Source organism: Phaeodactylibacter sp., assembly GCF_022763345.1.
Taxonomy (GTDB): Bacteria; Bacteroidota; Bacteroidia; order Chitinophagales; family Saprospiraceae; genus Phaeodactylibacter.
Genome location: NZ_JALEGS010000003.1, coordinates 1 through 24,323, shown reverse-complemented (window position 1 = coordinate 24,323; position 24,323 = coordinate 1). Strand labels below are relative to the sequence as shown.

The following is a 24,323-nucleotide window of genomic DNA, read 5'->3' as shown; positions in this document are numbered from 1 at the left end:
TCGGCAGATGCGGATGATTTTATCCGTTGAAAAGTTTTTCCATTGAAATATTACGCTGCTTGGCAATTGTCAGTGGGCTGCGTAGCTTTTGCAGTGCGTCAATTGTCGCCTTAACCACGTTGTGCGGGTTAGGAGAGCCCATAGACTTCGCCAGTACGTTATGTACGCCTGCGATTTCCAATACAGCACGCATTGCGCCACCGGCAATTACACCGGTACCATCAGCAGCAGGCTTGATCAGGACACGGCCAGCACCGTACTTACCTTTCTGCTCATGAGGAATCGTGCCATTGTGCAGTGGTACCTGCACGAGGTTTTTCTTCGCGTCATCGACTGCTTTGGAAATTGCCTCAGAAACATCACGGGCCTTTCCCAAACCATGACCAACTGTGCCGTTACCATCGCCTACGACAACGATAGCGGCAAAACTGAAGGTACGACCACCTTTGGTTACTTTTGCAACGCGGTTGAGGTTGACCAGCTTTTCTTTCAGTTCGGTTTCAGCGGGCTTAACCCTGTTGGAACTTCTCTTTGCCATTACTTATGTTGTTGTAGATGATTATAATTGCAGACCACCTTCGCGTGCACCCTCTGCGAGAGACTTTACACGACCATGGTACAGGTAACCGCCGCGGTCAAAAACAGCTCTGTCAATATTAGCAGCTTTGGCACGCTCTGCCAAAAGCTTACCGACCTCTTTAGACTGCTCAGACTTGTTAGCGTCTTTTGCTACGCTTTCCTCACGTGAGCTTGCGGAAGCCAGGGTATGTCCCTGAATATCATCAATGAGCTGTGCGTAGATGTATTTATTACTACGGTAAATGTTGAGACGTGGACGCTCAGGCGTGCCGGTAATTTTGTTCCGGATGCGCCAGTGAATGCGCTTGCGTCGATTACGCTTTGAAAATTGCATGATTCACTTGATTTTTGACCTTAGTGTAAGGAACGAACTCCAAACCCAAGATCCGTATATGATAAACAGTGAACGAATGTTCGATTACTTACTAGCAGACTTACCAGCTTTGCGGCGGACTTCTTCACCAGCGAAGCGGATACCCTTACCTTTATATGGCTCAGGCTTACGGTAAGACCGGATTTTGTTGGCGACTTCCCCAAGCAGCTGCTTGTCATGGGACTCCAGGCGTACAACAGGTGCCTTACCTTTTTCCATCGCTGTAGTCACTTTCACTTCATCAGGAAGTGCAAACATGATGGGGTGAGAGTAACCAATAGTAAGCTCCAGCAGTTGTCCTGTGTTAGTAGCACGATAACCCACACCGACCAATTCCAGCTCCTTAACGAAGCCATCGGTAACGCCGGTTATCATATTAGCTACCAGGGAGCGGCTCAGCCCATGCATTGCACGGTGGCGCTTTTGCTCCGTTGGGCGCTTTACACTGATTTCGCCATCCTCAACAGCGATCTCCATTTCCGGATCGATTTGCTGAGTCAGCTCACCTTTAGGTCCTTTTACCGTTACCAGGTTACCTTTGCTCACGTTAATCTCAACGCCACTTGGCAAACTGATCGGTGCTTTTCCTATCCTTGACATTTTTACTGTATTTTGGAACTTTCAAACAACGATGAAAGTGGCTTAGTAAACGTAGCAGAGCACCTCTCCACCTACATTCTCGGCACGGGCCTGCTTGTCGGTCATTACTCCCTTGGAAGTAGACACGATTGCAACGCCTAATCCGTTAATGATCCTTGGAAGATCAGCGGCTTTAGAATACTTACGGAGACCGCAGGTACTGATTCGCCCCAGCTTACGGATAACCGGCTGCTTGGTACGAGGATCGTACTTCAGTGCAATCCGGATAGAGCCTTGTCCGTTGAAGCCTTCTTCCTGGAACTTATACTTGTGGATGAATCCTTGATTATAAAGGATCTCCGTCATGCTCTTTTTTAGCTTGGACGCAGGGATATCAACGATACGGTGACCCGCCTGCTGAGCATTGCGGATACGCGTAAGATAATCTGCTATTGGATCTGATACTGCCATTTTATCCTGATTATAGAAGCCGTCAAAACCTCAAATGCTTTCCAGGCTTGCAGACGACTATGATTGACTTCGATAAAGTTACCAGCTCGCTTTTGTTACGCCAGGGATTTTGCCCTCCAGCGCCATCTCACGGAATTTCACACGGCACAGCCCGAACTGACGCATGTAGCCCTTTGGACGGCCGGTCAGTTTACAGCGGTTGTGCAGGCGGATCGGGTTGGAGTTGCGGGGGAGCTTATCGAGCTCTTCCCAGCGGCCTTCCTCCTTGAGCTGCTTACGCAAGGCAGCATACTTTGCCACCATTTTTTCTCTTTTCCGTTCGCGAGCGATGATTGATTTCTTAGCCATTATGAATAAATTGCTATGATTGAATTACTTAGTTGCGTTGGTTCTTGAATGGCATGCCCATCAATTTCAGCAGTGCCAGCGCTTCAGCGTCTGTTTTGGCTGTGGTAACGATGGTGATGTCCATACCTGTGATCTTGTTCACCTTGTCCATCAAAATTTCAGGAAAGATGATTTGCTCTGTAATACCCATGGAATAGTTCCCACGTCCGTCAAAGCTCTTGTCATTAACACCACGGAAGTCACGTACACGAGGCAATGCGACAGTGATGAGGCGGTCCATGAATTCGTACATCTTGATGTTACGAAGGGTAACACGGGCACCAATTGGCATTCCGTCCCGCAGCTTAAAGTTAGAAACGGACTTACGGGCTTTGGTTGGTACAGCGCGCTGACCAGCGATGATGGTCATCTCTTCCACCGCGTTGTCCACCAGCTTTTTATCCTGAGTAGCATCCCCAACACCTTGGTTCAAGCTAACTTTGACGATGCGAGGCACCTCCATAATAGAGCTGTACTGAAATTGCTCCATGAGTGCAGGTACTACTTCTTCCCGATACTTTTTCTTCAGTCTTGGAGTGTAGCTCATTACTTAATAATTTCTCCGGATTTTTTAGAATAACGTACCAACTTGCCGTTTTCTTCCTTTCGGCCCACACGGGTAGGCTCACCTGATTTAGGGTCAACCAGCATCAGGTTGGAAATATGGATAGGCGCAGGTACCTCGTTGATCCCACCAGGGTTGTCCTGAGTTGGGCGAGTGTGCTTCTTGACCATATTCGTATCTTCTACGATAGCACGGTTCTCTTTAGGGAGTACTTCAAGTACTTCCCGAACCGTATCGCGGTCCTTATGAGCACCAGCAATCACTACGACGCGGTCGCCTTTCTTGATCTTCAGCTTAGGTGCGAACCTTTTGCCTTGATGTGATTTTTTCTGCATGGTATATCGACTTATGATCGCTTTCAATAATTGGATTAAAGTACCTCAGGTGCCAGTGATACGATACGCATGTAATCGCGCTCGCGCAGCTCACGGGCAACAGGGCCAAAGATACGAGTGCCCCGGGGCTCATCTGCTGCGTTGAGAAGCACAACAGCATTATCATCAAAACGGATATAGGAGCCGTCACGGCGGCGGATTTCTTTTTTGGTGCGTACAACAACCGCCTTAGAAACCGTACCTTTTTTGATATTGCCACTTGGTGTTGCTTCCTTCACGGAAACTACGATTTGGTCACCAATTGAGGCGTAACGACGCTTAGAACCGCCTAGTACACGGATACAGAGCACCTCTTTGGCACCGCTGTTGTCCGCAACTCTCATCCTGGACTCTTGCTGGATCATCGTTGTATAATTTAAAGAATTTCAACTGGCAGGCATAATCTATATGACTAGCGGCCTGTCCAGGGCAATTAAAATTTACTTCGCACGCTCGATAATCTCTACGAGCCGCCAACGCTTGCGCTTGCTGAGTGGACGAGTCTCCATGATACGGACCTTATCCCCAATATTGCAATCGTTGTTTTCGTCGTGGGCCACAAATTTGCGGCTCTTCTTCACGAACTTACCGTAGATAGGGTGCTGCAGCCGGCGCTGAACAGAAACACTGATGGTTTTGTCCATCTTATTGCTGGCTACCACGCCAATACGGGTTTTTCTCAGATTTCTTTCTTCCATTTTATGCGGTACTTTGAAACCTTTGCTAAATCAGTTATTTCTTGCGCCGTCTTCTGGCACGAATTTTTGAACGCTCGGCAATCGCTTCAGGAGTTGCTGAAGCCAGCTCGCGGCGACGAACCTCCGTCTTGAGCCGAGAGATGTCCCGGCGCACCTCACGCAGTACGAGCGGATTGTCCAGACCGCGGATAGCGTGGTCAAACTTTAGCTTCTGGTACTGAGCAACAGTAGTGTCCAGTTCGCTCTGCAGGTCTGCGTCCGAATAATCCTGGAGCTCCAGGAATTTCTTTGTTGCCATGATATAATCGAATTAAATAGTCCTTTTAAAATGGATTATCCCGCGAAGTCGTGGCGAACCACAAACTTGGTCCGAACAGGCAGCTTCTGTGCTGCCAGGCGAAGTGCTTCCTGAGCAACGTCCATAGGGACGCCATCCAGTTCAAACAGCACACGGCCAGGCTTTACCTCTGCTACCCAATGGTCAAGGGCACCTTTACCCTTACCCATACGTACTTCCTGCGGCTTTGCAGTGATTGGCTTATCCGGGAAAATACGGATCCAGACTTTACCTTCACGCTTCATGTAACGAGTCATCGCGATACGTGCAGCCTCAATCTGACGGTTGGTAATGCGCGAGGCATCCATTGTCTTCAGACCGAAGGAGCCAAAATCGATGCGGCTACCTTTGTAAGAAAGCCCGTTATTGCGGCCTTTCTGCTGCTTGCGATATTTCGTTCTTTTTGGCTGTAACATCTTACACTAAATTTAAGCGTCTAAACCTCTTAAAAATGGTCATACCTGACCGCGCTCCCGAAAAGCTCGGCAAAGGTACAGCGTTTTTCTGAATTATTCTAACGGCGGCGCTGATTTCTTCCACCACCACGGCGACCTCCGCCACCACGACGGTCATTGCCACCGGTCTTACCACCACGCTCCTGAACGCCAGCGTGTGGGGAAAGGTCAGGTTTGCCAAGGATTTCACCCTTGCAAATCCACACTTTAACACCGATTTTACCATAGACAGTCAGTGCCTCCTTCAAAGCGTAGTCGATGTTGGCACGGTAAGTGTGCAACGGAGTACGACCTTCTTTGAATTCCTCACGGCGAGCCATATCAGAACCGTTCAAACGGCCAGCAATACGGACCTTGATGCCCTCTGCACCGGCACGCATGCTCGACTGAATTGCCATTTTGGTGGCACGGCGGTAGTTGATACGCGCTTCGAGCTGCTTAGCGATTGATTCTGCAACGATGGCAGCGTCCAGCTCAGGCTTACGTATCTCAATGATGTTGATCTGAACGTCCTTACCGGTCAGCTTCTTGAGCTCTTCGCGGATACGGTCCACCTCAGAACCACCTTTACCAATAATGATACCCGGGCGAGAGGTATGAATGGTAACCGTGATACGCTTCAGCGTACGTTCGATAATGATTCGGGCAATTCCGCCTTTGGCAACACGAGCTTGGAGGTACGTACGGATTTTTTCGTCCTCTACAACTTTATCAGCGTAGTCACGACCGCCAAACCAGTTGGATTCCCAACCGCGAATGATGCCCAGGCGATTACCAATTGGATTTGTCTTCTGACCCATATCTATGGTATTACAATTTTATTAAAGCTTATTCTTCTACTGCTGCGTCTTCCACTTCCTCGACCTCAACGGCATCGGCACCATTATTCAGTGCAGTGGCGTTCTCTACCACCAAAGTAACGTGGCAGGTACGCTTGCGGATACGGTGTGCACGGCCATGAGGTGCTGGCTGGAATCGCTTCAGCATCGTGCCATCGTCGGCATAAATGGTTTTAATATAAAGATCGTAGTCGTCCGCATTTTCCATGCCGCCCTGTTTGTCCTCCCAGTTGGCAATCGCGGAAAGTACGAGCTTATCAAGCCATACAGCGGCCTCCTTCTTGGTAAAGCGAAGGATATCCAGTGCATCCTCCACGTTTTTACCGCGAATCAGGTCCACGACCAGCCGCATCTTGCGGGCTGACATCGGAACACTTTTGAGTTTAGCTACTGCTTCCATTATTCTTAATTTTGCGCTGCCTGTAAACGGGCAACTTTAAAGTTTACTTCTTACGGTTTCCTGTGTGGCCTTTGAAAGTCCGGGTAGGTGAAAACTCACCCAGCTTGTGACCTACCATGTTCTCAGTAACAAACACGGGCACGAAGGTCTTACCGTTATGTACTGCGATCGTCTCCCCTACCATTTCAGGGTAGATCATAGAAGAGCGGGACCAAGTTTTGATGACCTTTTTCTTCTTTGATTCTTTGGACTTCTCTACCTTATCCATCAGCTTATGGAAAATGTAAGGCCCTTTTTTGATCGATCTTGCCATTGTCTGATTTATTTATGAGCAGACGCTTCAGGCGAAGATCAGGCGGCGCAATCACTGCACCGCCTGATCCATGCCCGTTTAGCGGCGCTTGCCAGATTTACGTTTAGTAATAATGAGCTTGTTGGAGTGCTTCTTAGGCTTCCGCGTCTTCTTGCCTTTTGCAGGCTGACCGTTGCGGGAGCGTGGGTGACCACCTGAAGCACGGCCTTCACCACCACCCATTGGGTGATCGACAGGGTTCATCGCTACACCACGGGTACGTGGGCGGCGGCCTTTCCAGCGGCTCCGACCTGCCTTACCATCAATCGTGAGGTTGTGGTCAGGGTTGGAAGTCGTGCCGATTGTTGCCTTACAGGAAGACAATACACGGCGAACTTCTCCGGAAGGAAGCTTAACAACAGCGTACTTACCCTCGCGGCCCATCAGTGTACAATAAGTACCTGCTGAGCGTGCCATAGCGGCACCATGGCTGGGGCGGAGTTCGATCGCGTGAATGGTGGAACCCAGAGGAATGTCCTTGAGGTAAAGCGTATTGCCCGTTACTGGCGCAGCAGATTCGCCGGAAACAACTTCGGAACCGACCTGTAGCCCGTTAGGCGCGATAATGTAACGCTTCTCACCATCGGTGTACTCCAGCAATGCGATGTAGGCACTCCGGTTTGGATCGTACTCAATCGTCTTTACTGTAGCCTTCATACCGTCCTTGTCGCGCTTAAAGTCGATGATACGGTAACGGCGCTTGTGCCCACCACCACGGTAGCGGGAGGTCATGCGGCCCTGATTGTTACGACCGCCCTTGCTCTTCATCGGAGCAAGCAAGCTTTTTTCTGGCTTATCCGTCGTCACTTCCGCAAACGTGTTCGTCATCAGGAAGCGGGTACCAGGACTTGCCGGCTTGTGTTTTTTAATACCCATTATTTCTGTTTTTCAGCTCCAGAGATACATGCCTGACGGTAAATTAGCCTGCCAGCGCGGTTCCACGGATGAACAGATGAACCGTCCTACCGCACCTTGAGTAGCAGCTGATACCGCCCGAGGCTTTGCCCCTGGACTATGATAAAATTAGATGTCGCCGAAGAAATCAATCTCTTCGCCCTCAGAGAGGGTAACGACCGCCTTTTTGTATGCAGGCTTATGGCCTGAAAGAATGCCGGAACGCGTAGAGCGGCTCTTCGCTTTCGCTGGCATAATCATTGTATTGACACTTTCCACTGTTACCTGGTACATGTCTTCAACCGCCTTCTTGATTTCAATCTTGTTGCAATCCTTATTGACGACGAAGGTGTACTTGCCGCGATCCTCAGAGAGCATCTCCGACTTTTCTGTAATCAGTGGCTTTACCAAAATAGTCTTTGCCATGGTTACTTATAGTTATGGAAAGGGTATCCTTTCGGACAGCGCTTTCTCTTAGTTAGCAAATGCTTCTGTGATCTTCTCCACTGCACCTTCAGACAGGATCAGGGCACCGGCGTTCATCACTTCGTAAGTGTTGAGGTCGCTGGCACGCACCACCTTAGTCTTAGGCAGGTTGCGGCTGGAGAGGTAAACTTCCTTCTCGTAGTCAGAAGTTACGACAACCGGCTTTTGATCTGCTACCTTCAGCGCTGCGAGGATATCCGCGAATGCTTTGGTCTTTGGTGCCTCAAAAGAGAAGTCTTCAATAACGAAAATCTTACCAGCACTAGCCTTGGAAGAAAGGGCTGACTTACGGGCCAGCTGCTTCACCTTCTTGTTCAGGGTAATGTTGTACTTACGGGGACGTGGGCCAAAAATACGGCCACCACCTCGGAAGATCGGGTTCTTGATATCACCAAAACGTGCGGTACCTGTACCCTTCTGACGCTTCAGCTTCTTCGTAGAACCAGCGATTTCATTACGCTCTTTTGCTTTGTGCGTACCCTGGCGTTGAGCAGCCAGGTATTGCTTTACGGCCAGATAAACGACATGCTCGTTCGGTTCTACACCGAAAACGTCTTCCGGAAGCTCAATCTCGCGACCGGTCTGCTGACCTTGGATATTTAAAACTTCGAGTTTCATTGCTTTGTGTGTTTAAGCACGCTCTGGCGCTGTTGCCTTTGGCTACAGGCTGGCGTTACGACGCACGAATGAATTACTTTTCAATGATTACCGTTGATCCCTTGTGACCAGGCACAGCGCCTTTCACGAGGATAAGGTTCTGCTCAGGGAACAGCTTCACTACCCGCAGGTTTTTCACCTTAATGCGGTCACCGCCAGTACGGCCGGCCATACGCATTCCTTTGAAAACCTTAGCAGGATAAGAAGCAGCGCCGATAGAACCCGGTGCCCGCTGACGGTTGTGCTGACCGTGGGTCGCATCATTTACACCAGCGAATCCGTGGCGCTTAACGACACCCTGGAATCCTTTGCCTTTGGATGTTCCAACTGCGCTGACCAGATCGCCTTCCTTGAAGACTTCGTCAACTTTCAGCAGGTCACCAATGGCTTTCTCAACGACATCAAAATCGCGAAATTCTACGAGGTCCCGTTTAGGACCAGTCTTGGCTTTTTCGTAGTGCCCTTGAAGTGCTTGAGATGTGTTTTTGACCTTTGCCTCGCCAAAACCGAGCTGCACAGCGTTGTAACCGTCAGTCTCAGGGGTCTTCACCTGCGTGATTACACAGGGTCCCGCTTCAATGACGGTGCAAGCAATATTGCGGCCCAGCTCGTCGAAGATGCTGGTCATTCCTATTTTTTTACCGATAATACCGTTCATCAGTACATGGTTTTTAAAACTCGTCAATAACAGGCTAATACAGACAGAAGGGTAAACAGCCTAAGCTATTTAACCGATCTGCTAACCTCAAACCAAGGCAGAGAAGCCCATAAACGGACATTATTCTGCCAGCAGTCTTTCCAGTAAGTATCAATAATCGCCTGTTCAGACGGGTCGATGATACTTTCTTACGTTAGTTTAACCTGAATGTCAACCCCACTCGGCAGCTCCAGCTTGGACAGGGCATCTACTGTCTTCTGGGTGGGCGTGTAAATTTCGATGAGGCGTTTGTGGGTACGCAATTGGAACTGCTCACGAGCTTTCTTGTTGACGTGCGGCGAACGGAGCACGGTAAAGATTTTTCTCTTCGTGGGCAGCGGAATCGGTCCAGTAACTACGGCGCCACTGTTCCTCACCGTCTTTACGATCTTTTCTGTAGACTTATCTACCAGGTTGTGATCGTAGGAGCGGAGTTTGATTCTGATCTTCTGATTCATGCCTTCAATTCAGCTAAATAAGTGATGATATTAGTGCAGCCCCTTTGGGCTGCACTTTGTTTTAACTCTGCTTACAAGTTTATGCGTTAACTTCTCCTTTCGCGCCGGCGATAATTTCCTTCGCGATTCCTGATGGTGCTTCTGCGTAGTGCGAGAACTCCATCGTAGAGTTGGCACGACCGGAAGTGATCGTACGCAGAGAAGTTACATATCCAAACATTTCAGACAGCGGGGCATCAGCCTTGATGCTTACTGCTCCACCTGCGCGTGGCTCTTGTCCCTTTGGCAGGCCGCGACGGCGGTTGAGGTCACCGATTACGGAACCTACAAACTCTTCCGGCGTTACGATCTCGAGCTTCATGATTGGCTCAAGGATAACCGGATTGGTCTTAGGCGCTGCTTCGCGGAAGCCTTCCTTCGCACAAAGTTCGAAGGCAATTGGCTTAGAGTCCACTGCGTGCATAGAACCGTCATAAACACGGACCTTCATGCTGTCGATGTTGTAGCCGGCCAGAATGCCGTTGTCCATCATTTGCAGGAAACCGTCCTTAATAGGCTTCTGATAGTTCTTATCGATTGAGCCACCGACGATGTCCCAAACAAACTGCAGCTTTTCTTTGCCGTCCTTGAACGCCTCGCTGTCCAGGAATTCCTGGTCGGCTGGTCCAATTTCGAACTGCATGTCTGCGAAGAGACCAGAACCACCGGACTGCTTCTTGAGGCGCTCGCGGTGATCTACTGTATTGGTCAATGCCTCTTTGTAGTTTACCTGTGGTGCACCCTGGCTTACTTCTACCTTGAATTCACGGCGCAGGCGGTCCACGATAATTTCCAGGTGAAGCTCACCCATACCGCTGATGACCGTTTGGTTCGTTTCTTCATTGTAGTTAACGCGGAAGGTTGGGTCCTCTTCTGACAGTTTTGCCAGTGCCATACCCAGCTTGTCCAGATCTTTCTGAGACTTAGGCTCGATCGCCAGACCGATCACAGGCTCAGGGAAAGTCATACTTTCCAGAACGATTGGTGCGTTTTCGTCACAGATAGTGTCGCCGGTGCGCAAGTCTTTGAAACCTACCGCAGCAGCGATGTCTCCTGCTTCAACGAAGTCAATCGGGTTCTGCTTATTAGAGTGCATCTGGTAAAGACGGGAGATCCGTTCTTTCTTTCCAGAGCGGGTATTCAGTACATATGAGCCTGCATCGAGGCGGCCGGAGTAAGCACGGAAGAATGCCAGGCGACCTACGAATGGGTCGGTTGCAATCTTGAATGCCAGAGCAGAAAATGGCTCGTTAACGTCCGGCTTACGGGACTCTTCTGCTTCTGTGTCCGGGTTAGTACCTGTGATGGCTTCCACATCAACCGGAGATGGCATGAATGCACAAACGGCATCCAATACGGCCTGTACACCTTTGTTCTTAAAGGCAGAACCGCACATCATAGGGATGATGCTCATATCGATCACCGCTGCACGGATAGCCGCGCGAATTTCCTCAGCAGAAATGCTGCTTTCATCCTCGAAGAATTTCTCCAAGAGCTCCTCGTCATATTCCGCTACGGCTTCGAGCAGATTACCACGATATTCACTCACGGTATCCTTCAATTCTTCAGGAATTGGAACTACTTCATAGGTCATCCCCATGTCGTCGTCATTCCAGATACGTGCTTCGTTGGTGATCAGGTCAACAACCCCTTTGAAGGTTTCTTCAGCACCGATTGGCACCTGCAGCGGCACTGCGTTGGCACCCAGTTTCTCCTTCACGTCATTAACTACGTTGAAGAAGTCTGCACCAGAACGGTCCATTTTGTTGACGAAACCAATGCGTGGTACTTTGTAGCGGTTAGCCTGACGCCAAACGGTTTCAGACTGAGGCTCCACACCAGATACCGCGCAGAACAGAGCGACCACACCATCCAGTACACGCAGGGAACGCTCTACCTCAACGGTAAAGTCAACGTGGCCCGGTGTATCAATGATGTTGACGACATAATCCTGCTCTTTCCACTTCCAGGATGTTTTCGTTGCAGCGGAAGTAATGGTGATACCACGCTCCTGCTCCTGCTCCATCCAGTCCATGGTAGCTGCACCATCGTGCACCTCGCCAATTTTGTGGCTAAGGCCGGTGTAGAAAAGGACACGCTCGGTAGTAGTCGTCTTACCGGCATCGATATGCGCGGCAATACCAATATTTCTAGTGTACTTAAGATCTTTTTGTGCCATGACTACTCCTCGAAAGGGATTTTTGAATTATTGAAAAAGGATTAAGAAGGATTATACGCGGAAGTGGGCGAACGCACGGTTAGACTCTGCCATCCGGTGCGTATCTTCTTTACGCTTAACAGCAGCTCCTTCTCCTTTGCTTGCTGCGAGCAACTCAGCAGCCAGCTTTTCTGCCATTCCCTTACCGCTCCGCTGACGGGCGAACTTAATCAACCACTTCATACCGATCGCAATCTTACGCTTGGCAGGGATTTCAGTAGGGATTTGGAAGGTTGCACCACCGATACGGCGGCTGCGTACCTCCACCTGAGGCATTGCGTTATTCAGCGCCTTCTTCCAAAGAGCGTGCTCATCTTGATCCGTACGCTCTTTCATCAGGTCCATTGCGTCATAGAAAATCTGGAAGGCAGTTCCTTTTTTGCCTTGCAGCATCATATTGTTGACGAACTGGGTCACCATCGGATCCTTGTAACGCGGGTCCGGCTGGATGATTCTTAACTTTGGCTTTCTTTTTCTCATTACTCTGAATTAGAGGTTTCGCAAATATGTTGAAACATAATTACTTCTTTGGACGCTTGGCACCGTAGCGCGAGCGTGCCTGAAGACGGCCTTCAACACCCGCTGTATCGAGTGCGCCGCGTACGATAGTATAACGTACACCGGGAAGGTCTTTAACACGACCGCCGCGCACCAGTACAATGGAGTGCTCCTGCAGGTTGTGCCCTTCACCAGGGATATAGCAGATCACTTCAATGCCGTTCGTCAGGCGGACCTTAGCAACCTTACGCAAGGCCGAGTTCGGCTTCTTAGGCGTTGTTGTATAAACACGCGTACATACCCCACGCTTTTGTGGACATCCGTCCAAAGCGCGAGACTTGCTCTTGGCCACAATTTTCTTTCTGCCCTTGCGTACAAGTTGATTGATTGTAGGCATAATCCTAATTAAGTTTGAGTTGTATTTAACAATACCTAATCGGCAGAGGTTAACATACCTTGCTCGAAAAGCGATTGCAAAGGTATATCTTTTTCAGGGAAATCCAAAAGGGGGTTTTAAAATAATTGCCTGATAATAGTTCTTTTAGCTCCGTTTCATTCCATAAGGTGGGGGACGGTCCTGCGTCATCCTATTTTTATTGCCTCTCTTGCCACTTTTTCCGAATTTTTGGCCGTCCGGCCCAACAGTGGCCGAAAGGAAGCACGCCCCTGCCTTTTTCCTGAAATTTTCGAAAAAAATGCTAACCCCCTACCGGCTTGCTGCTGAAAGCGAAGTAGTTAGGCACGCGTCTCATTGACTTCAACCGATGCTTCCTATATTAGCGCAAAAAAACATGGTGGATACCGACTTGCTTTACACGCAAAACTATCTGGTTCGGGCTTACGAGATTGATGCGCAGCAACGCATGACGGTTCCTGCGCTTTCCCGCCTCATGCAGGAGGCGGCCTTGCAGAATGTGATTCAGATCGGTATGTCCTACTGGGACCTGGAGCCCCATCATATTTCCTGGGTGCTTACCCGGCAGCAAATGGAGGTAAAGCGCCTGCCGGACCTGAATGAGCCCATCCGTATCCACACCTACCCGGCAGGGTTTCTCCGGGCTTTCGCGCTTCGTGACTTTTGGGTGGAAACACAGGAAGGCGAGCCTATCGCCCAATCTGCCTCGACCTGGCTGCTCATGGATACCCGAACCCGGCGTATGGCCAATCCCCCTGACTTTGTACTGGCATTTAACGAGCGGATGCCGCCCCGGGAGCAGTGCCTGCCCCGCATTTCCGGACAACTGAAAAAACTAGAGGCTCCAGACTTTCAGGAAGACTACACAGTGCACTGGCATGATCTCGACTTCAATCAACACCTTAATAATACCTTATACATACAGTGGATGCTGGACCCTGTGCCCGCTGCTGTACTTGCAGAGCGCCAATTGACTTTCCTGGATATCGAATACCGGGCTGAAGGGCAACTGGCGGATGCGCTCCAATCAGAGGTTCAGGAAATTGAAGCGGGCGTCTACTGCCACCGCATCTTTCGCCCGGCGGATGGGAAGGTGCTGGCGAATGCTTATACGCGGTGGCAATAGTTGGCCTTATTTATTTAGCTCAAATTTGATCGGTAAGTTAAATTGAACGGGCACTGGACGCCCTCGTTGTTTTCCTGGTACCCATGGAGCAGTGAAGTGCTCCTCAACCAATCGCAGAGCTTCTTCGCTTAAATCCTCTCTTGGCGCCCGGACGACCTTGGCGTGGGTTAATTCCCCTGTTTTCTGAATCCGGAACTGAACTACTACCGTTTCTTCAATTCCTAACTTTCTGGCTTCCTCAGGATACCTCAAATTTGAGTAAATCACCTCCCGCATGGCTTTTGCTGCACATGCCTTTCGTTCCGCTTTTGTAGGCAATTCCTCACAATCAGCTGAATAAAACCGAGGCATGTCTTCTACTACCTTGAATATAGCTTCGTACTCCTCTTTTTTCGGAAAAGAAAAAATAGAATTACCTAGCTCGTCAGTAAAAGAAGCCAGCACCAGATCGCTAAAGACCGTTTCTCGGAAACTGATGCCAATATCGAGTGCTACACATTGCTTTTCACCGTTGTATCCTCCAGGTGTAAGTACTGGAAATCCATCAGAAGCTTGCTTTACCGCATGCAACCAAAAGTTATCACAATCCTTCTGCCTAACAGAGGCGACTTTGCCTTCCTTATCAATTACAAAACTGAAGTTACAGGATTTACTGATTATTTCTCCACGCCTATTCTTCAACGCAAGTGGCATGACCAGGCGGTTCTCAATATGATCCTTAATAGCAGATTTTGTACACTCTATCTGAAGAGTACGAGGCACCTTGTTCTCACAGCCTTGGGCAACGGGCGTAGGGGCACCCACTTGAAAGACTAGGTCACAACCGGATTCCAGCTGGGCAGATAAAGAAACAGCGCATAGGATAAAGCATAGGAGCGCGAATAAAAACGGGGTTTTCATATTATAATTTTACGATGAAGAGGATTTAGAATTTCTTTATTTCAGCCGGAAACGCACCGGCATGTGAAAAGGAGAAAAGATTGGAATCCCTTCCTCCTTAGCGGGCACCCATTTCGTCAGGTGCTCCTTTACCACATTCAGGGCGACCTCGTCAACATCTGCCCGGACGCTTCGGCTCACCTTATAATCAGAGGGCGTGCCCTCGGCGTCAATCATAAAACTAATTACAACCGTCCCTTCTATTTCATCATTCTTTGCTCCGGCAGGATAGTAAATGTTTTTATATACCAATTCCAGCATCGCCTTATCGGCACATTTCTGCCGCTCTTCCTCATCCTCCATGGCTTCGCATGGTGAATGGTAGAAACGGGGCATTTCTTTACCCTCATAGGCATCTTCTAAGGGAGATTCTGATTGCGCATTTAAAGAAAAAGAGTACAGCGTAAAGCACAGGAGCGCGAATAAAAACGGGGTTTTCATAGTATAATTTTATGATGATGAGAATTCAGAATTTCTTTATTTCAGCCGGAAGCGCACCGGCATGTTAAACTGAGTATTTACGGGCATCCCTTTTTGTTTTCCAGGCTCCCATTCCACTAATTTATCTCTAACCACCCTAAGTGCTTCCTGATCCAGGTCTTCTCGTATACTCCTGGTAACCTTGAAATCAGAGGTCATACCATCCATATCAATCGTAAAGCTGATGACTACAGTCCCTTCTATACCATCCTTTTTTGCATTGGGCGGGTAAGTGATGTTTTTATAGACGACTTCCAGCATCGCCTTATCGGCGCATTGTTTACGCTTACCCTCATTCATTATACTTTCACACTCGTAGCTGTAAAAGCGGGGCATTTCATCTACGATCTTCGTTGCTGACTCAGCAGTGCGCTCCGTTTCCAGAGCCTGTGCGGATAGGGCATTGCATGTAAATATGAGGGCTAATACAGAAAGGGCTTTGATGAACATGGCTACAGAGGTTTGGTGAATGGCATTATTAGAATGCGTCTACAATGTACAACTTTCTCGATAACTTTACCTCACCTTTTGCGTTTTTTCCGCTTCGGCCCGTTGTAGGGTGCCACCTCATCCAGCAGCAAGGCTTCCTGAATGACCTCCAGCAGGGCAGCCTCGGGAATCTCGCCCACCGATTGGAACACGACGCCGGTTACCATCTTCCGCCCGCGGGCCTGCAGCAGCCCTTGCTCATTGGACAACTCAGCGCCCTGAATGAAAGCCAGCTCGATACCCCCGTCCCGGGGATTGGTATAGCACACCCACTTTTTCCGACTGTAGAATGGGATCTTATACCGGATCTGGCAGGTTACTTCCGGATGCGATATGAGCAGTTGGTGCAGGTACTCCAGAATGCTGCGCTGCGGCTGCTCCAGGTCCAGAATGTAGGCTTCAACCGCATCCATGCTTAAGCAGGTTTCTCCTCCACGGCCGGCGTATTGGGCCCGGTGTAACCTTCCATTGCATAAAGCACCCCACGGATAGGTATCCGCAGCCATTCCGGCCGGGCATTCATTTCGTAACCGACTTCATAAATGGCTTTTTCCAGAATGTACGTCCGCAGCAGCAGCTCCATTGCTTCCTTGTCTTCCGGCACAAAACTATGCCCCTGCGCCGTATCCAGATACGCCGTCAGGAAGTACTGGCTGACATAATGGAACCACTGATTGGCCCACTCTTCCAGCTGAGGCATATCGGCTTTGCGGTAGTTTTGGTTGAGCACCAACTGCCCGTAAGCAGCGTAGTGGAGCGAACGGATCATGCCTGCCACATCCTTAAAAGGCGTGCGCTTGAGGCGGCGCTCGCTAATAGAGTACATGGGCTCCCCTTCAAAGTCGATGATGAAGAAATCGCGCCCGTTAAAAAGCACCTGCCCCAGGTGGTAATCACCGTGCACGCGGGTCTTGGTGGCCTCAATCTTCCGGGCGTATATCTGGCTGAAGCAGTCCATGATTTCGTCCTTGATCTCCAGTATGCGGTGTGCCTCTGTGGCAATATGCTCCGGCAGGGAAGGGAGGCGGCGCTCCAGGGCAGTCAGTTTTTCATTGACCAATTTGCGGTGCTGAGAATAGATGGACCGCTGATAGTGCTGGGAAAAACGCTCGGGCTCAAAATCAGCCTCGGTGGTTTCAGAGGCCAGGGCAATGTGCATCTCAGCGGTACGCTTACCCAGCAGGGCTGCCCGCTCGTAAATCACACTGCCGATGAGGCGTTGCAGGCGCTCGGGCGTGTCTTCAAAGTAGAACCGGTCGGCTTTTACCAGTGGAGGAGCCGGATTGTCCCTTTCCACCTTAGCCAGTACCTTTTCGTAGTAGCGGTTGAGCGCTTCCAGCATCATGGTCCAGGCCTCGCCCTGATTGGGGATCTTATTTTGCAGCAAACCGAGAATAGTGAAGGTCTGCTCCACTGTATCCTGAAACTGCACGCCCCCACCATAGCGTGGCGAATTTTCAAAAGCAGTCTGTTCTGAGAGGTAGCGCACCACCTCGAGGTCCGGGTTAATATCCGTATCGAGCTTCCGGTAGATTTTGAAGAAAAACTGGCTGTTGTAGATGACGGAAGTATTGGATTGTTCTGCCCGGAGCACCTCTGAGCTGACATCTTCCCGCTCCACATGCAGTTCGTCCAGGATTTTTCCGGACTCGAAAGACAACTGCCCGCCTTTTACGTTGATACTCGAGTTGGTCTTGATGCGCCAGAAGATCTCATTCCGAAAAGCTTCGTGGTAAATGGCATCGATCAGGATCCCTTCCCGCTGCGGGGTTTTACAGTAGGAGACCACGCTTTGGGGTTCATTCTTCAAAAAATGCACCATTTCCTCCGCACTGCACAGGAAGGTCAGGGGCAGGAAGTACGTTTCCGGAAGCCCATCGGTATAGCGCACGCGAATACTCAGAAAATAAGCCGCCGTCTCTTCCACTTCTATTTTTGGGAAATGGCTGACTTCCAGGGAAACGATTTTCTTGGACTTTCCGCCAAACCAGCGGCAGGACTGCAGATACCCCGGCAGCACTTTCTTCTCAAAACGGCGCTTGGTCGTATAATTTTCAAAAAAATCGCTCCATGCCACTTCGGAGACGACCTCAGGGACAGCACGCTCTTTCGGCAATTCATCCGCCTCCTCCGACTGCTCCATCAGAAACCAGAAATAGCCGTAGGGGCCTATGGTGAATTTGTAGGGCTCCTCCCCTATTTCGAAGAACTTATTCTGACTGAAAATTTCCACCGGCCGGACCCCTTCAAACCGCTCCAGGTCCAATTCAACAGATTGGCTAAACTTAGACAGGTTGGCCACGACCAGAATGCTTTCGCCTTCGTGAGACCGGACAAAGGACAAGACTTTGCCATTCATAGAGTCCAGGAATTCAATGGAACCATGGCTAAACGCTTTCAGGCGCTTCCGCATACTGATGATGTTCTTCATCCACCACAGCAGTGAGGAAGAATTGCGATTCTGAATCTCCACATTGATGGCCTCGTAGCGGTACAACGGGTCGCGGATGACGGGCAGGAAAAGCTTTTGCGGGTTGGCGGCGGAAAAGCCGGCATTGCGGTCCGAATTCCACTGCATAGGAGTGCGTACGCCGTTGCGGTCGCCCAGGTAAATATTGTCGCCCATGCCAATTTCATCCCCGTAGTAGATGACGGGCGTGCCGGGCAGGCTGAACAAGAGGCTGTTGAGCAGTTCTATTTTGCGGCGGTCGTTGAGCAAAAGTGGTGCAAGGCGGCGGCGGATCCCCTGATTGATCTTTGCGCCGTGATCTTGCGCGAACACCTTATATAAATAATCGCGCTCCTCCTCCGTCACCATAGAAAGCATGAGGTCGTCGTGGTTGCGCAGGAAAAGCGCCCATTGGCTGTTTTCCGGTATGGAGGGCGTCTGCTCCAGAATGTCAATGATGGGATAACGGTCTTCCGTTTGCAGGGCCATGTACAGGCGCGGCATCAGCGGAAAGTGATAGTTCATGTGGCACTCGTCGCCCTCTCCGTAGTATTCAGCAGCCTCCTCCGGCCAAAGGTTGGTTTCTGCGATTAGGATTTTGCCCGGATGCTTGCGTTCCACATAGCTGCGCAGCTCCCGGAGGTATTCGTGGACCTGAGGCAGGTTTTCGCAGTTGGTCCCCTCTTCCCTAAACAGGAACATAATCGAGGTCAGCCGAACGCCATTCACACCCAGGTTGTACCAGAAGTCAATGACGCTGCGCATCTCTTCCCTTACCTGCTCATTCTCGTAGTTGAGATCAGCCTGATGGCTGTAAAAACGGTGCCAGTAATAGGCTTTAGCGACGTTATCCCATTCCCAGTTAGAGGTTTCATAATCGCTGAAAATGATACCAGCTTCTGGGTAAGGCTCCGGCGTATCGCTCCAGATGTAGAAGTCGCGCTCCGGCGAGCCTTTAGGTGCCTGACGGGCCCGCTGAAACCACTCGTGTTCGGTAGACGTGTGGTTCATGATCAGATCGATAATGACTTCCAGCCCACGTTTGTGCGCTTCTTCGAGGAAGCGTTCGAAGTCATCAAGGTTACCGTAATTGGGGTGTACGCTTTTGAAGTCGGAGACATCGTAGCCATCGTCCTTCAAAGGGGACTCATAGAATGGCAGCAGAGAGATACAATTGACCCCCAGATCTTCGAGGTAATCCAGTTTTTCGATCAGACCATTAATATCGCCAATGCCGCTGCCGCTGCTGTCATAGAAGGCATGCAGGGGCAGGGCGTAGATAATACTGTCTTTGTACCAGAAGCGGTTGCTGTTTTGGGTCATACCGGTGGTTGGTTCAGGCTCGTTTTGAAAGTTGCGGTTACGCTTACTAAAGAAAGGAAAAAAAATGAGTACTGCCAACGGTGCCTTGAAAATTCCTCCGCCAGAGGCACTAAAGTCGTCAGAAAAAGATTTGCAGGGTTTTCTAAAGTTCATGTCCAAATAGCGACAAACTTAATTGGGATTGTCTTGTCTCAATTTTGGAGAAACCAATAAACCCACAGTCCAATGCGTCCCAATCACCTATTACTGCTGTATTCACTTTTTTTGATCAACTTATTTCCTCCGGCAAGGCTTATCGGAAAAGGTAATATTTCAGATGTTGTACTTTCCAATGTTCAATGTTTCCCATTTGGGTTTGGGCAGGTAGTGTTTCACCTTAATGTGCAGGGATCAGGGCCGGGCAACTGTTTAAATGCCTCGTCACCAGATGGCATTATTGTTGCCCAGGGCCCTGTGAAGCAGGGTATTAATAAACCTTTGTATTCATTGATTGTCCTGTTGTAGGTTGATCCCACTATACCTGAACTCCATTGATGAAATATGAAAAAGATCCTTCCCCTACTGTTTTGTTTCTCGGCCTCTACATTCTTTGTGGCAGCTCAGACCCCTTGCAGCATCACCTTCTTTTTCAACGGGGTGATTGTCTGCGACGACAACGGCACCCCTAACGACCCCAGTGATGATACTTTTACGACCCAGGTACGGGTTATTGGTTCGGGCTTTGGAAGCAATGGGTGGGTCGGGTCCGATCCGCTCTCGAGTACAGGGCCTTACGACCAGTTTGTCACCATTGGGCCCTACCTCATTGCCGATGGCCCGTTCAATTTTAGTGTTCAGGACGTAGATGACCCCAGTTGTGAAACCGTCCAGGTACAAATATCCCCTCCTGCGCCCTGCTCGACTCCAGTTTGTGATTTGGATGTCATTGGTGGCGCTGTAATTTGCAACGATGGCGGCACACCCGGCGACCTCAGCGACGATACTTTCTTCCAGAATATTGTAGTCAGCAACGGTGGGAATTCCGGCAACTGGGTATCTACCAGCCCGGATAACGACAGCGGTATTTTTGGCATCAGTCAAACCGTGGGCCCCTTTCCAAGCAATAGCGGGCAGGACCTTACCTTTACGATTACCGACGCAAACAACCCTAATTGCAGCACCACTTATACCATTGAAAACCCCTGTGCATCACAAGCCAGTTGCAACATTACAGATCCTGGTATTGGTTCTATAACCTGTAATGATTTCAACTCTCCTACTTCTCCCGGCGATGACTACGCCGTAGTAGAACTCAATCCAACTGGTACAGGCCTGAATGGAACCTACATTGTAACCTCTCCTTTTGTTTCTGCATCGCCAGGCTTTGGAACCTACGGCACCCCTTCTGTCCAAAATCTCTTTGGTGCTGCTCAGGCAGGGGCTGATATCACCCTAACCCTAACTGACAGCAATGATCCCAATTGTAGCATCACATTTACTATTCCGAATCCTGCGCCCTGCCCGACGGTACCGGACTGCGATTTAACCAATCCGGGCCTGGGTTTTACCACTTGCAACGACAACGGCACGCCCACTGACCCCAGTGATGACTTTTACACTTTCCCTTTGAACCCAGTGGGTTCGGGCCTGGGCAGCGGGTATACCGTTTCTGTCAGCGGCGGCACGGTAAGCCCTCCGGGAGGCAATTATGGGAGCGAAACTATTTTTACGCTCACTGGTATTGGCCCACCCGCTGGTATTAGCGTTATCGTTACGGACAATGACGACCCCAATTGCTTCACGAACACGATTATCAATTTGCCCCCGCCCTGCTCGACAGCGCCCCCATGTGACATCAACTACGCCCAAATTGGCAACGTCACTTGTAGTGATAATGGCACCCCCAACGATCCGAATGATGACACCTTTACCTTCATTTTGCAAGTCGTCGGAGACGGGACCAGCCCTAATGGCTGGACCGCCAATGATCCTTTGGGGACCACCGGTGACTATAACGTGGTGACCACTATGGGGCCCTACCCTATTTCCGGAGGTGGCTTCCCGGTAGTCGTTACGGATAATGATGACCCCAGTTGTACGACTATATCCGTGACCATTGTCCCACCGGCCCCCTGTTCTACTCCTCCGCCCTGCAACCTAACCGGCGCCCTGATAAACACCTTAATCAATTGCGACGACCAGGGCACTTCTAATCCTGACGACGATGTTTTTATAATAGAATTGCAGCCTGAAGGCACAAATTTATCCGGAACCTATAACCTGGTATCATCTGTGGGTAGTATTACACCTGCTGGTCCGCAACCCTATGGCATCTTTACCACCTTTGAGCTGTCTATCAGCAGCACCAACGGGCAGCTAACCACTTTAACGATCGTTGACACCAATGATCCGAGCTGCACGGCCGAAGTTATCAGTATTTTCCCGTCTTCCTGCTCCACCCTTCCGTGCAACATTGAGGCGACCTTAATCTCGACCTCCTGCTTTGACAATAATACACCCAGCGATCCTTCTGATGACTTATTCCAGGGTACCATCTTAATCGAAAACCCCGGAAATAATGGTGGCTGGCTGGCGACCTATCCGAATGGCGGACAGCCGGTTGGCAATTATGGAGACGCCCCAGGCTTCGGCTTTGCTTTTATTAACAATGGCCCCTTTACGGTGACCTTTACCGACCAACTAGACCCTAATTGTACAGTGAGCGTTGTCGTTGACCCGCCACCTACCTGTTCAAGTCAACCACCGTGTGATATAGAGGTTACTCTGACTTCTGCCCCTACATGCAGCGACAACGGAACGCCCAATGACCCCAGCGACGACACCTTCTCCTTCAATGGGACCATTTCGGGCACGGGCATCGGAAGCAGCTGGACCGCCAACGACATTAACAACACTTCCGGCAATTATAATATCTCGACCCTCTTTGGCCCTTATCCCATTAGCGGAGGTCCAATAGACATTACCATTACGGATGGAGATGATCCCGCCTGCACAAACACCTTTTCTGTAGATGCTCCACCGACTTGCTCTGACCCTTGCAATCTGAACTCAGCTAATCTTTCTAATACAACCTGCAATGACAGCGGTACGCCCAGTGACCCGTCCGATGATATCATACAGTTCACCCTTAACCCCTCCGGACAAAACACCGGGGGCAGCTACTCCGTGACGGCGTCAAGCGGCACGGTCACGCCCAACACGGCCGCCTACGGAAGTGCAGCTACGTTTCTGACCAGCCCTGGTACTGCCGGCAGCGGCCCTATCACCCTGACAATTACGGATAGCGATGATCCAAGTTGCTCTATCGTAGTTACGCTGCCCGACCCAGGCACTTGTTCCAATACAACCTGCGCCTTCACCGACCCCGGTGTGATAAGTGTAACCTGCGATGACGCCGGTACCCCCGGTAATCCTGGCGACGATTTCGTGCTGCTGGAGCTCTTCCCTATTGGGGTCGCACTCAGCCCCATTGGGTACAATCTTTCTTCGCCTGATGTCACTGTGACGCCTGGGTTCGGCAACCTAGGAGTGATAACGGCCTTCCAGCTGCTGGGTGCGGCGAATGCAGGGCCTACCATTACCCTGATCCTGAGCGATATAGATCATCCTGACTGCTTTTTAGAGTTTACCATAGACAACCCAGCCCCCTGCTCGGTGGAACCCTGCAACCTAAACACACCAACCGTCATCACTCCAATTTGCGATAATGGCGTTATTGACTTTGAACTGCTGGTGAATGGCACAGGGACTGGGACCAACTACCAAGTCAACGCCCCCGGAGGAGTACTCACCGCAGGCACAAACGGTAATTACGGGCAGGTTAGCCCCTTTTCCTTTTTGCCGAACAACCTCTCCCAGAACAACTTCACCCTGACCATTACCGACAGCAATGACCCCACCTGTTCTCAAACGGTGAGCCTCGACAACCCCTGCGATGCCTGCCTGATCACTTCCGCGGCTGTTTCCAATGTGCAGTGTGCGGACAACGGCACGCCGGGGGACCCCACGGATGACCTGATTACCTTTTCCATTCTGGCAGATGGCGTTAGCACCGCTGGCAGTTATACCATTTCAGCGCCCGGGCAGGCCGTACAGCCCTCTACCGGCACGTTTGGCAGCCTTGCCAGCTTTTCCCTTTTGCCGGGCAGTGCGGGCAGCGGTCCTGTCACCCTCACCCTGACTGATGCCTCCGACAGCAACTGTACTACCACCGTACAGCTGAGCGACCCCGGCACCTGCTCGGATGCCTGTGCCATCAACGCCTTCGTGACGCAAACAACCTGCATACCTACAGGCGTGCCGGAAGATGACTTCTTTCAGGCCACCATACAGGTGATCAACCCCGTTGGGGCTGCAGGATGGACCGCCCAAACGCCTCTGGGGCCGGTAACCGGCAGTTTCAATCAGGATGTCGACCTGGGCCCCTTTCTTATCAGCCAGGGCAGCTTCAGCCTTACCATCACGGACCAGCTTAATCCAGGTTGTAGTACCACACTCTTAGTTGTACCTCCTGGCCCGTGCAGCGTGGTTTGCGAAGCCGACACCACGATTTTCGATTTACAGTCCTGCAGCCCTTTGGACACCGGCACTGTGATACAAAACCTCACCGGGCAGGAAGGCTGCGACTCTATTGTGATAACGGCAACTAGCTTGCTGCCTTCCGATTCCCTTTTCCTGGTGGAAAGCAGCTGCAACCCGGCGGATACCGGATCTGCCACACAGGTCCTGGTCAATCAGTTTGGCTGT

Annotated in this window: 30 protein-coding genes; 3 read left to right on the top strand and 27 right to left on the bottom strand. The window is 50.5% G+C overall.

Translation table 11 applies throughout. The features are described from left to right. Positions 1 to 19: 19 nt before the first annotated feature. The 22 genes from rpsE to rpsL form a co-directional block, all read right to left on the bottom strand. Positions 20 to 538, bottom strand: coding sequence for a 30S ribosomal protein S5 (rpsE, locus tag MRY86_RS00235; protein WP_293568457.1), 519 nt, complete (start codon positions 536 to 538; stop codon positions 20 to 22). A 21-nt stretch (positions 539 to 559) separates the two neighbouring features. Next, the gene (gene rplR, locus MRY86_RS00230; RefSeq protein ID WP_293568460.1) at positions 560 to 913 is read right to left on the bottom strand and encodes a 50S ribosomal protein L18; all 354 of its coding nucleotides are present in this window, start codon (positions 911 to 913) and stop codon (positions 560 to 562) included. Between the two features lie 84 nt (positions 914 to 997). Continuing rightward, positions 998 to 1,552, bottom strand: coding sequence for a 50S ribosomal protein L6 (gene rplF, locus MRY86_RS00225; RefSeq protein ID WP_293568463.1), 555 nt, complete (start codon positions 1,550 to 1,552; stop codon positions 998 to 1,000). A 42-nt stretch (positions 1,553 to 1,594) separates the two neighbouring features. Further along, complete coding sequence (gene rpsH, locus MRY86_RS00220; protein ID WP_044221839.1) at positions 1,595 to 2,002, bottom strand: 30S ribosomal protein S8; 408 nt, start codon at positions 2,000 to 2,002, stop codon at positions 1,595 to 1,597. A 78-nt stretch (positions 2,003 to 2,080) separates the two neighbouring features. Continuing rightward, on the bottom strand, positions 2,081 to 2,350 hold the full coding sequence (rpsN, locus tag MRY86_RS00215) for a 30S ribosomal protein S14 (protein ID WP_282784277.1): 270 nt from the start codon (positions 2,348 to 2,350) through the stop codon (positions 2,081 to 2,083). A 28-nt stretch (positions 2,351 to 2,378) separates the two neighbouring features. Continuing rightward, a complete protein-coding gene (gene rplE / locus MRY86_RS00210) occupies positions 2,379 to 2,936 on the bottom strand; it encodes a 50S ribosomal protein L5 (RefSeq protein ID WP_293568468.1) in 558 nt (185 codons plus the stop codon). After that, a complete protein-coding gene (gene rplX, locus MRY86_RS00205; protein WP_044221830.1) occupies positions 2,936 to 3,289 on the bottom strand; it encodes a 50S ribosomal protein L24 in 354 nt (117 codons plus the stop codon). Before rplX ends, rplE begins: the two co-directional genes overlap by 1 nt. Before the next feature lie 35 nt (positions 3,290 to 3,324). Continuing rightward, positions 3,325 to 3,693, bottom strand: a complete 369-nt coding sequence (gene rplN, locus MRY86_RS00200; protein ID WP_044146974.1) for a 50S ribosomal protein L14 — start codon at positions 3,691 to 3,693, stop codon at positions 3,325 to 3,327. Between the two features lie 75 nt (positions 3,694 to 3,768). Then, complete coding sequence (gene rpsQ, locus MRY86_RS00195; protein WP_044146973.1) at positions 3,769 to 4,026, bottom strand: 30S ribosomal protein S17; 258 nt, start codon at positions 4,024 to 4,026, stop codon at positions 3,769 to 3,771. A 34-nt stretch (positions 4,027 to 4,060) separates the two neighbouring features. Beyond that, positions 4,061 to 4,324 carry a 50S ribosomal protein L29 gene (gene rpmC, locus MRY86_RS00190; RefSeq protein WP_293568476.1) on the bottom strand — a complete coding sequence of 88 codons (264 nt, stop codon included), beginning with the start codon at positions 4,322 to 4,324 and terminating at the stop codon, positions 4,061 to 4,063. 35 nt (positions 4,325 to 4,359) lie between these two features. After that, positions 4,360 to 4,779 (bottom strand): 50S ribosomal protein L16, encoded by a 420-nt coding sequence (gene rplP / locus MRY86_RS00185; protein ID WP_293568479.1) that lies wholly within the window; start codon positions 4,777 to 4,779, stop codon positions 4,360 to 4,362. 98 nt (positions 4,780 to 4,877) lie between these two features. After that, entirely contained in the window at positions 4,878 to 5,618 is a 741-nt protein-coding gene (rpsC, locus tag MRY86_RS00180; RefSeq protein WP_293568482.1) for a 30S ribosomal protein S3, read from the bottom strand. A gap of 28 nt (positions 5,619 to 5,646) precedes the next feature. Beyond that, complete coding sequence (gene rplV, locus MRY86_RS00175) at positions 5,647 to 6,057, bottom strand: 50S ribosomal protein L22 (RefSeq protein ID WP_293568485.1); 411 nt, start codon at positions 6,055 to 6,057, stop codon at positions 5,647 to 5,649. 43 nt (positions 6,058 to 6,100) lie between these two features. Continuing rightward, complete coding sequence (rpsS, locus tag MRY86_RS00170) at positions 6,101 to 6,370, bottom strand: 30S ribosomal protein S19 (protein WP_044146971.1); 270 nt, start codon at positions 6,368 to 6,370, stop codon at positions 6,101 to 6,103. Positions 6,371 to 6,448: 78 nt separating this feature from the next. Beyond that, a complete protein-coding gene (gene rplB, locus MRY86_RS00165) occupies positions 6,449 to 7,285 on the bottom strand; it encodes a 50S ribosomal protein L2 (protein ID WP_044146970.1) in 837 nt (278 codons plus the stop codon). Between the two features lie 147 nt (positions 7,286 to 7,432). Further along, a complete protein-coding gene (gene rplW, locus MRY86_RS00160; protein WP_044146969.1) occupies positions 7,433 to 7,729 on the bottom strand; it encodes a 50S ribosomal protein L23 in 297 nt (98 codons plus the stop codon). Between the two features lie 48 nt (positions 7,730 to 7,777). After that, entirely contained in the window at positions 7,778 to 8,407 is a 630-nt protein-coding gene (gene rplD / locus MRY86_RS00155; RefSeq protein WP_293568494.1) for a 50S ribosomal protein L4, read from the bottom strand. Positions 8,408 to 8,480: 73 nt separating this feature from the next. Continuing rightward, positions 8,481 to 9,104 carry a 50S ribosomal protein L3 gene (gene rplC, locus MRY86_RS00150; RefSeq protein ID WP_293568496.1) on the bottom strand — a complete coding sequence of 208 codons (624 nt, stop codon included), beginning with the start codon at positions 9,102 to 9,104 and terminating at the stop codon, positions 8,481 to 8,483. A 188-nt stretch (positions 9,105 to 9,292) separates the two neighbouring features. Continuing rightward, positions 9,293 to 9,601 (bottom strand): 30S ribosomal protein S10, encoded by a 309-nt coding sequence (rpsJ, locus tag MRY86_RS00145; protein ID WP_293568498.1) that lies wholly within the window; start codon positions 9,599 to 9,601, stop codon positions 9,293 to 9,295. A 79-nt stretch (positions 9,602 to 9,680) separates the two neighbouring features. Further along, the gene (gene fusA / locus MRY86_RS00140) at positions 9,681 to 11,819 is read right to left on the bottom strand and encodes an elongation factor G (RefSeq protein ID WP_293568500.1); all 2,139 of its coding nucleotides are present in this window, start codon (positions 11,817 to 11,819) and stop codon (positions 9,681 to 9,683) included. A 51-nt stretch (positions 11,820 to 11,870) separates the two neighbouring features. Further along, on the bottom strand, positions 11,871 to 12,338 hold the full coding sequence (gene rpsG, locus MRY86_RS00135; RefSeq protein WP_293568502.1) for a 30S ribosomal protein S7: 468 nt from the start codon (positions 12,336 to 12,338) through the stop codon (positions 11,871 to 11,873). A 40-nt stretch (positions 12,339 to 12,378) separates the two neighbouring features. After that, positions 12,379 to 12,753, bottom strand: a complete 375-nt coding sequence (gene rpsL / locus MRY86_RS00130) for a 30S ribosomal protein S12 (protein WP_044146964.1) — start codon at positions 12,751 to 12,753, stop codon at positions 12,379 to 12,381. Between the two features lie 394 nt (positions 12,754 to 13,147). Between rpsL and MRY86_RS00125 the strand changes: the two genes are divergently transcribed. After that, the gene (locus tag MRY86_RS00125) at positions 13,148 to 13,897 is read left to right on the top strand and encodes an acyl-ACP thioesterase domain-containing protein (RefSeq protein WP_293568504.1); all 750 of its coding nucleotides are present in this window, start codon (positions 13,148 to 13,150) and stop codon (positions 13,895 to 13,897) included. Between the two features lie 6 nt (positions 13,898 to 13,903). Here MRY86_RS00125 and MRY86_RS00120 read toward each other — a convergent pair whose 3' ends face one another. The 5 genes from MRY86_RS00120 to treS all read right to left on the bottom strand — a co-directional run bounded on the left by MRY86_RS00120 (position 13,904) and on the right by treS (position 19,577). After that, positions 13,904 to 14,797, bottom strand: coding sequence for an energy transducer TonB (locus MRY86_RS00120; RefSeq protein WP_293568506.1), 894 nt, complete (start codon positions 14,795 to 14,797; stop codon positions 13,904 to 13,906). A gap of 36 nt (positions 14,798 to 14,833) precedes the next feature. Then, positions 14,834 to 15,277, bottom strand: a complete 444-nt coding sequence (locus tag MRY86_RS00115) for an energy transducer TonB (protein ID WP_293568509.1) — start codon at positions 15,275 to 15,277, stop codon at positions 14,834 to 14,836. 36 nt (positions 15,278 to 15,313) lie between these two features. Next, positions 15,314 to 15,766, bottom strand: a complete 453-nt coding sequence (locus MRY86_RS00110; protein WP_293568511.1) for an energy transducer TonB — start codon at positions 15,764 to 15,766, stop codon at positions 15,314 to 15,316. 71 nt (positions 15,767 to 15,837) lie between these two features. Then, on the bottom strand, positions 15,838 to 16,218 hold the full coding sequence (locus MRY86_RS00105; protein WP_293568513.1) for a DUF1801 domain-containing protein: 381 nt from the start codon (positions 16,216 to 16,218) through the stop codon (positions 15,838 to 15,840). 2 nt (positions 16,219 to 16,220) lie between these two features. After that, entirely contained in the window at positions 16,221 to 19,577 is a 3,357-nt protein-coding gene (treS, locus tag MRY86_RS00100) for a maltose alpha-D-glucosyltransferase (protein ID WP_293568516.1), read from the bottom strand. Between the two features lie 225 nt (positions 19,578 to 19,802). Between treS and MRY86_RS00095 the strand changes: the two genes are divergently transcribed. Further along, positions 19,803 to 20,081 carry a hypothetical protein gene (locus MRY86_RS00095; RefSeq protein WP_293568518.1) on the top strand — a complete coding sequence of 93 codons (279 nt, stop codon included), beginning with the start codon at positions 19,803 to 19,805 and terminating at the stop codon, positions 20,079 to 20,081. Positions 20,082 to 20,117: 36 nt separating this feature from the next. Further along, positions 20,118 to 24,323, top strand: a 4,206-nt coding sequence (locus tag MRY86_RS00090; RefSeq protein WP_293570933.1) for a hypothetical protein, incomplete at its 3' end; no start/stop codon positions are given.